Origin of the sequence: Streptomyces sp. SID14436 (assembly GCF_010548465.1) — a bacterium.
Taxonomy (GTDB): Bacteria; Actinomycetota; Actinomycetes; order Streptomycetales; family Streptomycetaceae; genus Streptomyces.
Genome location: NZ_JAAGMD010000449.1, coordinates 1 through 11768, shown reverse-complemented (window position 1 = coordinate 11768; position 11768 = coordinate 1). Strand labels below are relative to the sequence as shown.

Genomic DNA, 11768 nt, shown 5'->3' with positions numbered 1-11768 from the left:
CGGGGCCGGCGGCGTCCTCGGCGGCCGAGGGCGGCTCGGTCCGGGTCCGCAGGGCGAGCACCGGGCCGCCGGTGGCGGCCGCCTCCACGGCGAGCCGTTCCTGTTCGGCGGTGGGGGCCGCCTCCTCGGGGGCGGCGGGGGGCGCGCCAGCGAGGACCGCCGAGACGCGGTGCACCAGATCGGTGACGAGGAAGGCGCGCCAGGCCGACCAGGCGGCGGGTCCGGTGGCGAGGGCGTCGGCCTCGGTGAGGGCGTGCAGCAGTTCCAGGGTGCCGGGCGTGGTGACGGCGTCGGCGACCGCGCGGACGGTGGCCGGGTCGTCCAGGTCGCGCCGGGTGGCCGTCTCGACGAGGAGCAGGTGGTGGCGCACCAGCGTGGCGATCACCTCGACGTCGTGGGCGTCGAAGCCGATGCGGGCGGCCACGTCCCGGGCGATGACCTCGCCGGCCACCGAGTGGTCGCCGGGCCAGCCCTTGCCGATGTCGTGCAGCAGCGCGGCGACGAGCAGCAGGTCGGGGCGGTGCACGCGCCGGGTGAGGGCGGAGGCGCGCACGGCGGTCTCGATGAGGTGCCGGTCGACGGTCCACAGGTGTACGGCGTTGCGCTGCGGGCGGCACCGCACGCGCTCCCAGTCGGGCAGCAGCCGGCTGATCAGGCCCTCCGCCTCCAGGGCCTCCCACACGTCGACGGCGGGCCGGCCGGAACCCAGCAGGGTGACGAGCTGTTCGCGGGCCTCGGCGGGCCAGGGGGCGGGCAGCGGGCGGGTGGTGGCCGCGAGGCGTCGGACGGCGTACAGGGAGAGCGGGAGGCCGGCCTGGGCCGCGGCGGCGGCGGCGCGCAGCGGGAGCACCGGGTCGCGTTCGGGGCGGGCGGTGCGGGCGAGGACCACTTCGCCGTCCTGTTCGACGACTCCCTCGGCGAGGGGGGTGCGTTCGGCGGTCTGCCGGCCGCCGAGGAGGGAGCGCAGCCGGGGCCGGGCGGAGCGGGAGCGCAGGACGCGTCCCACCTCGCGCCAGGTGACGTCGCCGGCGTAGGCGATGACGCGGGCGGCCTCGTAGACCTGCCGCAGCAGGGCGTCGGCGTCGAGGAGGCCGAGGGCGGCCGCGACCTGGTCCTGTTCCTGGAGGGCGAGCCGGTCGGTCGCGCGGCCGGTGGTCAGGTGCAGGGCGTCGCGTACGTCGAGGAGACGGCGGCGGGCGTCGGCGAGGCCCTCGCGCGGGGCGTCGGCGAGCCAGGAGGCGGCGACGGCGCGCAGCGCGGTGGCGTCCCGCAGGCCGCCGCGGGCCTCCTTGAGGTCGGGTTCCAGCAGGTAGCGGAGTTCGCCCTGGCGTTCGGCGCGCTCGTCGCACAGGTCCTTCAGGGCGGTCAGGCGCCGGGGGGCCTGATTGCGCCAGTCGGCGAGCACGGTGGTGCGCAGGGCGGTGGTGAGGCCGAGGTCGCCGGCGAGGTGCCGGGCGTCGAGCAGGCCGAGCTGGACCTTGAGGTCGTCGGCGGCGGTCCGGCGGGCCTCGGCGGGGGTGCGCACGGAGTGGTCGAGGGCCAGGCCGAGGTCCCAGACGGGGTACCAGAGGCGGTCGGCGAGCGCGGCGACGGCGTCGGGGTCGCTGCCGTCGTGCAGGAGGAGCAGGTCGAGGTCGCTGCGCGGGGAGAGCTCGCCGCGTCCGTAGCCGCCGACGGCGACGAGGGAGACGCCCCGGGTGTGCTCGGTGCCCGCCGTGAACAGCCCGGTGAGCCAGGTGTCGGTCAGGTCCGCCAGGGCGGTGCGGCGGTGCGGCCCGGGCCGCGCGTCCTCGGTGAGGAGGCGCAGCCGGGCCGCCGCGTAGCCGCCGGGTCCCGCGATGTCCGTGTCGTGCGTGTCCGTACTCGTCACCCGGCGGCTCCTGTTCCGTTGCCGTGTCGTCAGAGCGCGTCCGGTCCGCGCTCGCCGGTCCGGACCCGTACGGCCGTGTCGACCGGGAGGGACCACACCTTTCCGTCACCGATCTTGCCGGTGCGGGCGGCCTTGACGATCACTTCGATGAGCTGTTCGGCGTCGTCGTCCTCGACCAGCACCTCGATGCGGATCTTGGGGACGAGATCGACGGTGTACTCGGCACCCCGGTAGACCTCGGTGTGGCCGCGCTGGCGGCCGTATCCGCTGGCCTCGGTGACGGTCAGGCCCTGTACTCCGAAGGCCTGGAGGGCGTCCTTGATCTCGTCGAGCCGGTGCGGCTTCACGACGGCGGTGATGAGCTTCATGCGTCCACCTTCTTGCTCTGGGCCGGTGCGGGGGCGGGGGCGGCGGTGGTGCGGGAGCCGCCGCCGGTGCCGCTGAAGTCGTAGGCGGTCTCGGCGTGTTCGGCCTGGTCGATGCCGGCGACCTCGTCGTCCTCGGGCACGCGCATGCCGATGGTCCTGTCGAGGAGGAGGGCGAGGACCGCGGAGGCGATCAGGGAGTAGGCGAGGACACCGAAGACACCGGCGCACTGCTTCCAGAACTGGTCGAGGCCGCCGCCGTAGAAGAGGCCGGCCACGTCGGACTGGCCCTTGCCGGTGGCGAAGAAGCCCACGAGCAGGGAGCCGATGATGCCGCCGACGAGGTGGACGCCGACGACGTCGAGGGAGTCGTCGTAGTTGAAGCGGTACTTCAGGCCGACGGCCATGGCGCACAGGACACCGGCGACGAGACCGACCGCGATGGCGCCGAGCGGGGAGACCGCGCCGCCGGCGGGGGTGATGGCGACCAGGCCGGAGACGGCGCCGGAGGCGGCGCCCAGGGTGGTGAAGGCGCCGTGGCGGATCTTCTCGTAGGCGAGCCAGCCGAGGACGGCGGCGCCGGTGGCGACCTGGGTGTTGACGAACATCAGCGCGCCGACGCCGTCGTCGTTGCCGAGCCACGAGCCGGAGTTGAAGCCGAACCAGCCGAACCACAGCAGGGCGGCGCCGAGCATGACCAGCGGGAGGCTGTGCGGGCGCATCGGGTCCTTCTTGAAGCCGATGCGCCGGCCGATGACGAGGATCACGCCGAGCGCCGCGGCGCCCGCGTTGATGTGGACGGCCGTGCCGCCGGCGAAGTCGATGACGCCGAGCTCGAAGGCCCAGCCGCCGGAGCCCCACACCCAGTGGGCGACGGGGAAGTAGACGACGGTGACCCACAGGGCGACGAACAGGCCCCAGGCGGTGAACTTCACGCGGTCCGCGAGGGCGCCGCTGATCAGGGCGGGGGTGAGGATGGCGAACATCATCTGGAAGACGAGGAACACGAAGAGCGGGATGGTGGTGCCGTCCCACAGTTCGGTGAGGCCGATGTCGCTGAGGCCGACCCAGTCGGAGTTCCAGCCGATGAGGCTGCCGGAGTCGGTGCCGAACGCCATGGAGAAGCCGTACAGCACCCACAGGACGGTGACGATGCCGAGGCTGATGAAGCTCATCATCAGCATGTTCAGGGTGCTCTTGACCCGGACCATGCCTCCGTAGAAGAAGGCCAGGCCCGGCGTCATGAGCATCACCAGGGCGGAACAGATGAGCATGAACCCTGTGTTGGCGGCGGACAGCGCGGGCGCGTCTGCGGCCAGGGTGATGGCTGATGCCATCGGCGTCTCCTCGTCGTTGGTACGGCCCCGTGCGGGCGAAGCCTTGAGCGGATTGAGGGGTGGGCCTTTATGGGCCATGAGATTCGCGCAGCACCGTTTCGGTGGGCGCCCCTCGTTGTTTCGCCGCCGTGACGAAGACCTCCGGCGTGTTACGCGTCGGTGAACAGCGGTGTGCCCCGCTGTCCGGCGCGGGCCGCGGCAGGTGCGGGGGAACGGGGCCGGCCGCGGCCGGCCTCCGAAATGACTGGCATGGGGGAGCCGAGTCGGGCAGTTCGGGAGGGCCGGCCGCGGCCGGGGTCTGCGGTTCCGCCGCGGGTCAGACCGCTTCGGCGGTCTCCGGCAGCTCGACGGAGAGCCGCTCGGTGAGGTCGACGACGGCGGCGAGGTCGCCGAAGTCGCGGACGGCGGTGTCGACCGTCTTTCGGATACGAGTGTTCACGCGCTCCGAACGGACCTTCTTGGCCGCCCGGATGGCGTCGGTGGCCAGGGCCGCGCCCTGCTCGGGTTCGCGCTGGAGGAGGTGGACGGTGGCCATGCCGATCAGGTTGAGGGCGTAGGAGCGCTGGTGCTCGCCGCTCTCCCGGGCGAACAGTTCGACGGCGCGCTCCATGAGCGGTTCGGCGAGGGAGGCGTAGGTGGGGCTGCGGCCCGCGACGTAGGCGAGGTCGCGGAAGGAGTGGGAGTTCTCGCCGTACAGCTCGGCCTCGGAGAAGAAGCTGATCCAGCCGGGGTCCGGCTCGTCCCACTCGGCGGCCTCGGCGAAGGTGTCCTCGGCCATGCGGACCGCGCGCTTGCACCGGCCGGGCTGGCCCATGTTGGCGTAGGCGCGGGCCTCCATCGCATACAGCATCGACTGGGTGCGCGGACCGGCGCAGTCCCGGCTGCCGTACTGGGCGAGGTGGATGAGTTCCAGGGCGTCGTCGGGGCGGCCGAGGTGGATCATCTGGCGGCTCATGCTGGAGAGGATGTAGGAGCCGAGGGGACGGTCGCCGGCCTCCTTGGCGGCGTGCAGCGCGAGGACGAAGTACTTCTGCGCGGTGGGCTGGAGCCCCACGTCGTACGACATCCAGCCGGCCAGCTCGGCGAGCTCGGCGGCCACCTTGAACAGGCGCCGGGTGGTGGACTCGGGCTGGGGTTCCTGGAGCAGGTCCGTGACCTCGTGCAGCTGTCCGACGACGGCCTTGCGGCGCAGGCCGCCGCCGCACTGGGCGTCCCACTGCCGGAACATCACGGTGGTGGTCTCCAGCAGGTCCAGCTCCGGCTTGGACAGCCGGCCCCGGCCGCGGCCGGAGGAGGCCGGCTCCGTCTCCGGGCGGGACTGCGGGGCGGCCGGGGTGGGGACGAGCCAGCGCTGCATGGGTTCGATGAGGGACGGGCCCGCGGAGACCGCCAGCGAGCTCCCGAGGAAGCCGCGCCGCGCCAGCATCAGGTCGCTGCGCGAGAACTCGCTGAGCAGGGCCACGGTCTGCGGGCCCGTCCAGGGCAGGTCGACGCCGGTGGCGGAGGGTGCCGGGCGGGTGGCGCGCAGGCCCAGGTCCTCGACGGAGACGACGACGCCGAAGCGCTCGGAGAACAGTTCGGAGAGGATCTTGGGGATGGGCTCGCGGGGGTTCTCGCCGTCGAGCCAGCGGCGCACGCGCGAGGTGTCGGTCGAGATGTGGTTGGCGCCCAGCTGGCGGGCTCTGCGGTTGACCTGACGGGCCAGTTCGCCCTTGGACCAGCCACTGCGGACGAACCACGAGGAGAGCAGCTCGTTCGGACGTTTCTCCGGACTCGCCGCGCTCGCCCCGCCACCGCCGTTGCCGCTCACTGGAACGCCCCCATCCCTGAAGACCACTTGTCGCTGAGTGCGCCAAGCCTTATCAGAATGCCGGTTGTCGGGGCCGCCCGTCCGGCGGTTGCCACCCTTCGAACGGAAAGCCGAGTTGCCTCCGGCATACCCACGAGTGCACGTGCCCCAAGAAGCCGTGCACACACCGTAATCCCACGATCACCCGCCCAGCCATGGCGGATGCACAATCGCCACCATTCGCCACCCCTTCGAATGAACTCACGGTCGCCGTCTCGCGATTGACTTGACACTGGACAGCCAAGAGTGGACGCGGTGGTGCACGCAGGGGCGCACAGAGCTGAACGCACCACCCCTACGGCTTCCGGACGCCGAGTGGGCCTGACGGCAGGGGGAAGCCGGAAGCAGAGCGTCACATTCCGCGTCCGCTGCGTAACCACCGGTACGTCGGACCCGTTGGAGGGGGCATGGGCTTCACGATCGGTATCAGCCGGGGCATCCGCGACATCCGGTCCGGCTCGCGTCGCCGCGGCCGCGCCTCGGACGCCACCACCGTGGCGGAGTACACCGGCCTGTGGGGCTGGGACGTCCTCCCGGGCGCCCGGGCCGCCGCCGGCGCCTGCTCCTGCGGGCGGCCGGACTGCCGGGCGCCGGGCGCGCACCCGCTGGACTTCGCCCCGCGCATCCCCGCGGGGGCGCCGCTGGACGAGGTGACCGAGACCTGGGCCGGGTTCCCCGGGGCGTCGGCGATGCTCCCGGTCGGCACCGCCTTCGACGTGCTGGAGGTGGCCGAGCCCGCCGGCCGGCACGCGCTGGCCCGCCTGGAGCGCATGGGGCTGCCCGTGGGACCGGTCACCGCCACCCCGGACGGACGCGCCCAGTTCCTCGTGGCCCCGGGCGCCGCCGCGGCACTGCCCCGGCTGCTCTACCGCATGGGCTGGGACGACCCGGCCGCCCTGGACCTGCGGGGCCTCGGTCCCGGTACGCACATCACGGCCCCGCCGTTCGACCGGTCCGGCCTCGGCCCGGTCCGCTGGCTGCGCTCCCCCGCCCTGGACTCCGCCACCCGGCCGCCCCAGGCCCGCCTGATCCTCGGCACGCTGGCCTACGTGGCCCACCGTTCGCGCGCGTAGGGGCGTACCCCCGGAGGGCGTAGGCGACCTCTCCCGCTCCCCCCTTCCCCGGCGCCCGCACGGCGAAGCGCCCGTCCCCGGGCTGTCCGGGAGGCGGGCGCTTCCTCGCGTGCGGGCGGGGGCCGGGGGTCACTCCCCGAGGAGCGCGTCCACGAATGCCGCCGGCTCGAACGGGGCCAGGTCGTCCGCGCCCTCGCCGAGCCCGATCAGCTTGACCGGGACGCCCAGCTCGCGCTGGACCGCGACGACGATGCCGCCCTTGGCGGTGCCGTCCAGCTTGGTGAGGACGATGCCGGTGATGTCGACGACCTCGGCGAAGACACGCGCCTGGATGAGGCCGTTCTGGCCCGTGGTGGCGTCCAGCACGAGCAGCACCTCGTCCAGCGGGGCCTGCTTCTCCACGACGCGCTTGACCTTGCCGAGTTCGTCCATGAGGCCGGTCTTGGTGTGCAGGCGGCCGGCGGTGTCGATGAGCACCGCGTCGGCGGACATCTCCTTGCCCTCCTTGACCGCGTCGAACGCGACGGAGGCCGGGTCGCCGCCCTCGGGGCCGCGCACGATGTGGGCCCCGACCCGCTCGCCCCAGGTCTGGAGCTGGTCGGCGGCGGCGGCGCGGAAGGTGTCGGCGGCGCCCAGCACGACGGTGTTGCCGTCGGCGACCAGCACGCGGGCCAGCTTGCCGGTGGTGGTGGTCTTGCCGGTGCCGTTGACCCCGACGACCATCACGACGCCGGGACCGCCGGTCTCGTTGCCGGTGTGCACGGTGCGGTGCATGTCGGGACCGACCAGGGTGATCAGCTCCTCGCGGAGCAGACCGCGCAGCTCCTCGGGGGTGCGGGTGCCGAGGACCTTCACGCGCTCCCGCAGCCGCTCGACGAGCTCCTGGGTGGGCTGCACGCCGACGTCGGCGGTGAGCAGGGTGTCCTCGATCTCCTCCCAGGTGTCCTCGTCGAGGTGCTCGCGGGACAGCAGGGAGAGCAGGCCCTTGCCGAGGGCGTTCTGCGAGCGGGACAGACGGGCCCGCAGGCGGATCAGGCGGCCCTCGGTGGGGGCCGGGATCTCGATGGCGGGAGCCTCCGCGGCGGGCGGCTCCTCGATGACGACGGCGGAGCCGTCCGGAAGATCAACCTCCTCGATGGTGCGCCGCGGTTCCTCCCGCGGCGTCTCGGCCTCGTCGCCGACGTGCGGCTCGGCCGGAGGGGCGGTGATGTCGGGCGCGGCGGGCGGCGGCGGGGGCAGCGGCTTCTTGCGGCGGCTGCCGACGATGAGCCCGCCGATCGCGCCGAGCACGACCACGGCGATGACTACAGCAAGGATGACGATGTCCATAACCCGTCCAGTATCAGCCATGGCACCCCCCGCCGCCCCGACCGCGGGCCGCCCGGACCGGCCGTGCCGGGGGCTCGCACACCCTGGTCACCTGACGGCCCGTCAGCTACCGTCCGTCCCAGAGCCGCCCGGCGGACGGTGGACACGGCGAAGGGAACCCAGCCATGCCCGTCACGGTCGTACGTTTCAACCTGGTCGCTCCAGGCGCCTCCCCCGCCGCGCTCGGCGCGCGCTACCGGGCCGCCCTGGAGATGGCCGCCTACGCGGACGACCGGGGGATCACCACCGTGCAGACGGAGGAGCACCACGGGGCGGCCGACAACTGGCTTCCGTCGCCGTTCGTCCTGGCCGGTGTCGTCCTCGGCGCCACCCGGCGGATCGCGGTCACCGTCTCCGCCATGATCGGCCCGCTGCACGACCCGCTGCGGCTGGCCGAGGAGATCGCGGTGCTGGACCTGATCGGCGGGGGCCGGCTGGTCACGGTCGCCGGGATCGGGTACCGGCCGGAGGAGTACGAGCTGTTCGGGGTGGACTTCGCCCGGCGCGGCGCACTCCAGGACGAGCTGCTGGAGACCCTGCTGAAGGCGTGGACGGGTGAGGAGTTCACCCACCGGGGCCGCACGGTGCGGATCACCCCGCGCCCCTCGACCGAGCCGCATCCGCCTCTCCTGGTGGGCGGGTCGTCCCGGGCCGCGGCCCGCCGGGCCGCGCGGCTCGGGCTGCCGTTCTTCCCCAGCGCGCACCTGCCGGAGCTGGAGACGTACTACCAGGAGCGGCTCGCCGAGTACGGCACCTCGGGACGGGTGATGATGCCCGCCGCCGAGACCTCGCTGCTGCACGTGGCGGAGGACCCGGACCGGTCCTGGGCGCTGTACGGGGAGCAGTTCCTGCACGAGGCGCGCACCTATGCCTCCTGGCAGCCGGCCGGGGTCCGCTCGGCGGTGCGGTCGGCGGCCGCCACGGTGGAGGAGCTGCGCGCGGAGGGCGTGTACCGGGTCCTCACCCCGGACGACTGCGCGGCCCTCGGGCGTGACACGTACGTGCTGCACCCGCTGGTGGGCGGGATGCCCGTGGACGAGGGGTGGCGCAGCCTGCAGCTGTTCGCGGAGCGGGTCCTGCCCCGGCTGGACGCCTGACCCGTCCGGGCCGGCGCCGGACGTGACGCCGCCCCGGCCCGGGGGTCCGGGGCGGGGCGGCGGTGGGGGGTGGGGGGTGGGGGGAGGGGCAGCGGGGAGTGAGCCCTTCCCCCGTCCGTGGGGCGCCGGCCGCGGGGCCGCCGGCGCCGGGGTCAGCCCATCTCCTCCAGCCGCTTGCCCTTCGTCTCCTTGACGAATTTCAGGACGAAGGGGATGGAGAGGGCGGCGAAGACGGTGTAGATCACGTAGGTCGTCGACAGGTTCCAGTCGGCCAGCGACGGGAAGCTGGCGGTGATGGCCCAGTTGGCGATCCACTGCGCGGCGGCGGCCACGCCCAGCGCGGCGGCGCGGATCCGGTTGGGGAACATCTCGCCGAGCATGACCCAGACGACCACACCCCAGGAGAGGGCGAAGAAGAGGACGAAGACGTGGGCGGCGATCAGGGCGACCCAGCCCTGGGTGGCGGGCAGCTTGCCGTCGACGAGGTCGAAGGAGAAGGCCCAGGCCTCCAGTCCGAGACCGATCACCATGCCGACGGAGCCGATGATGGCCAGCGGCCTGCGGCCGATCCGGTCGACGAAGATCATCGCGATGACGGTGCCGACGATGTTGATGATCGACGTGGTGAAGGAGTAGAAGAACGAGTCCGTGGGGTCGACGCCGACCGACTGCCACAGCGTGGCCGAGTAGTAGAAGGCGACGTTGATGCCGACGAACTGCTGGAAGACCGACAGGCCGATACCGACCCAGACGATCGGCTTGAAGAAGAAGCTCCCGCCGAGGAGGTCCTTGAAGCTGGTCTTCTCCTCCCGGTGCATCGCGGCCCGGATCTCGCCGACGCGGGCGTCCAGGTCGACGTTCGAGCCCTCGACCTCTTCGAGGATCTTCCGGGCGCGCTCGTGCTTGCCGACGGAGATCAGGTAGCGGGGGGACTCGGGGATGGCGAAGGAGAGCAGGCCGTAGAGGACGGCCGGGACGACCATGACGCCGAGCATGACCTGCCAGGCCTCCAGGCCCAGCAGCTTGCCGCGCTGGTCGCCGTCGGCGGCGTTCAGGATGCCCCAGTTGACCAGCTGCGAGACGGCGATGCCGACGACGATCGCGGCCTGCTGGAAGGAGCCGAGCCGGCCGCGGTAGGCGGGCGGGGCGACCTCGGCGATGTAGGCGGGGCCGATCACGGAGGCCATGCCGATGGCGATGCCGCCGACGACGCGCCAGAAGGCGAGGTCGTACAGCGAGAAGGGCAGCGCGGAGCCGATGGCGCTCACGGTGAACAGGACCGCGGCGATCTGCATGCACCGGATGCGGCCGATGCGGTCGGCTATGCGGCCGGCGGTCGCGGCGCCGATGGCGCAGCCGATCAGGGCGACGGCGATGACCTGCGCGAGGGCGGCCGAGCCGATGTCGTAGCGGTCACGGATGGCCTCGACGGCGCCGTTGATCACGGAACTGTCGTAACCGAAGAGGAAACCGCCCATCGCGGCCGATGCCGCGATGAAGACGACGTGCCCGAGATGGTCGGGGTGAGCCGTTGCGGCTCCTGGTGGGTGTGCCTGCGTCGAGCTGGTCACGTGTACTCCTCGGGCCACCGGCGGCATCGCCGGACGGGGGGGTCGGCCCTTCGAGGTTCACCTGAAGGTACCTGAAGGTAAGAACAACATCGCAGAGACTATGTCTTCAACTCTTGAAGTCAATAGCCCATGTCATGTGACTTTTTAGACGACACGGAGCGCAGAAGGGTCTGATGCGTTCAGGGTTTGAAGCTGATGTGACGGTTCAGCGCAGACGCTGACTGATGACCTTGGACACGCCGTCGCCCTGCATGGACACGCCGTACAGCGCGTCGGCGACCTCCATGGTCCGCTTCTGGTGCGTGATCACGATCAGCTGCGACGCCTCCTGCAGCTCCTGCATGATCCGGATCAGCCGCTGGAGGTTGGTGTCGTCGAGCGCGGCCTCGACCTCGTCCATGACGTAGAACGGGCTGGGACGCGCCTTGAAGATCGACACGAGCAGCGCCACGGCGGTCAGGGACCGCTCACCGCCCGAGAGCAGCGACAGCCGCTTGACCTTCTTGCCGGGCGGACGCGCCTCGACGTCCACGCCCGTCGTGAGCATGTTGTCGGGGTCGGTCAGCACCAGCCGTCCCTCGCCGCCCGGGAACAGGCGCGCGAAGACGCCCTCGAACTCCCTGGCGGTGTCCCGGTACGCCTCCGTGAAGACCTGTTCGACGCGTTCGTCGACCTCCTTGACGACCTGCAGCAGGTCCGCGCGCGTCTTCTTCAGGTCCTCCAGCTGCTCGCTGAGGAACTGGTGGCGTTCCTCCAGCGCCGCGAACTCCTCCAGGGCGAGCGGGTTCACCTTGCCGAGCTGCTGATAGGCACGCTCGGCGGCCTTCAGGCGCTTCTCCTGCTCGGCCCGGACGAAGGGGCGGGGCCTGTTGCGCGGGTGCTCCGGGTCCTCCGGCAGCTGCTCGCCCTCGGCGGGGGGCGCGGGCGGCACCAGCTGGTGCGGACCGTACTCCGCCACCAGCCCCTCCGGTTCGACACCCAGTTCCTCCAGCGCCTTGGTCTCCAACTGCTCCACGCGCAGCCGCTTCTCGGCGCCGAGTACCTCGCCGCGGTGAACCGAATCCGTCAACTTGTCGAGTTCCGCCTTGAGATCGCGCCCCTCGGTGCGCGCCCGGGCCAGTTCCTGCTCGCGGTGGGCCTTGGCCGCCTCGGCGGCGGCCCGCTCCGCGTCGGCCCGCGCGAGCGACACCTCGACGTGCGCGAGGAGCTGCCGGGCGCCCGCGGCGACCGCCCCGGCG

At 72.5% G+C, this 11768-nt stretch carries 9 protein-coding genes; 2 read left to right on the top strand and 7 right to left on the bottom strand.

Annotated features, from left to right (window positions below):
- The 4 genes from G3I53_RS15525 to G3I53_RS15510 all read right to left on the bottom strand — a co-directional run.
- Positions 1-1870: [protein-PII] uridylyltransferase (locus G3I53_RS15525; protein ID WP_164438455.1), on the bottom strand; the 1870-nt coding region annotated here is incomplete at its 3' end.
- 29 nt (positions 1871-1899) lie between these two features.
- Positions 1900-2238 carry a P-II family nitrogen regulator gene (locus tag G3I53_RS15520; RefSeq protein ID WP_164337222.1) on the bottom strand — a complete coding sequence of 113 codons (339 nt, stop codon included), beginning with the start codon at positions 2236-2238 and terminating at the stop codon, positions 1900-1902.
- Positions 2235-3572, bottom strand: a complete 1338-nt coding sequence (locus tag G3I53_RS15515) for an ammonium transporter (RefSeq protein WP_164337221.1) — start codon at positions 3570-3572, stop codon at positions 2235-2237. The genes G3I53_RS15520 and G3I53_RS15515 overlap by 4 nt, the downstream gene beginning before the upstream one ends.
- 316 nt (positions 3573-3888) lie before the next feature.
- Positions 3889-5382, bottom strand: a complete 1494-nt coding sequence (locus G3I53_RS15510; RefSeq protein ID WP_164337220.1) for a hypothetical protein — start codon at positions 5380-5382, stop codon at positions 3889-3891.
- 446 nt (positions 5383-5828) lie between these two features.
- Between G3I53_RS15510 and G3I53_RS15505 the strand changes: the two genes are divergently transcribed.
- Positions 5829-6494, top strand: coding sequence for a bifunctional DNA primase/polymerase (locus G3I53_RS15505; protein ID WP_164347389.1), 666 nt, complete (start codon positions 5829-5831; stop codon positions 6492-6494).
- A gap of 129 nt (positions 6495-6623) precedes the next feature.
- On the opposite strand, the gene ftsY is transcribed toward G3I53_RS15505, so the two are convergent.
- Positions 6624-7823, bottom strand: a complete 1200-nt coding sequence (gene ftsY, locus G3I53_RS15500; protein ID WP_164338097.1) for a signal recognition particle-docking protein FtsY — start codon at positions 7821-7823, stop codon at positions 6624-6626.
- 164 nt (positions 7824-7987) lie between these two features.
- On the opposite strand from ftsY, the gene G3I53_RS15495 reads away from it, so the two are divergent.
- Positions 7988-8959 (top strand): LLM class flavin-dependent oxidoreductase, encoded by a 972-nt coding sequence (locus tag G3I53_RS15495; protein WP_164338098.1) that lies wholly within the window; start codon positions 7988-7990, stop codon positions 8957-8959.
- Positions 8960-9111: 152 nt separating this feature from the next.
- Here G3I53_RS15495 and G3I53_RS15490 read toward each other — a convergent pair whose 3' ends face one another.
- Both G3I53_RS15490 and G3I53_RS15485 read right to left on the bottom strand, forming a co-directional pair.
- The gene (locus G3I53_RS15490) at positions 9112-10530 is read right to left on the bottom strand and encodes a sugar porter family MFS transporter (RefSeq protein WP_164338099.1); all 1419 of its coding nucleotides are present in this window, start codon (positions 10528-10530) and stop codon (positions 9112-9114) included.
- Between the two features lie 205 nt (positions 10531-10735).
- On the bottom strand, positions 10736-11768 hold a 1033-nt coding region (locus G3I53_RS15485; protein ID WP_164438454.1), incomplete at its 5' end, for an AAA family ATPase.

What these genes read in the sequence shown, in the direction of transcription:
- G3I53_RS15520 (WP_164337222.1), bottom strand. Translation starts at nt 2,238, where the DNA reads ATGAAGCTCATCACCGCCGTCGTGAAGCCGCACCGGCTCGACGAGATC.
- G3I53_RS15515 (WP_164337221.1), bottom strand. Translation starts at nt 3,572, where the DNA reads ATGGCATCAGCCATCACCCTGGCCGCAGACGCGCCCGCGCTGTCCGCC.
- G3I53_RS15505 (WP_164347389.1), top strand. Translation starts at nt 5,829, where the DNA reads ATGGGCTTCACGATCGGTATCAGCCGGGGCATCCGCGACATCCGGTCC.
- ftsY (WP_164338097.1), bottom strand. Translation starts at nt 7,823, where the DNA reads ATGGACATCGTCATCCTTGCTGTAGTCATCGCCGTGGTCGTGCTCGGC.
- G3I53_RS15495 (WP_164338098.1), top strand. Translation starts at nt 7,988, where the DNA reads ATGCCCGTCACGGTCGTACGTTTCAACCTGGTCGCTCCAGGCGCCTCC.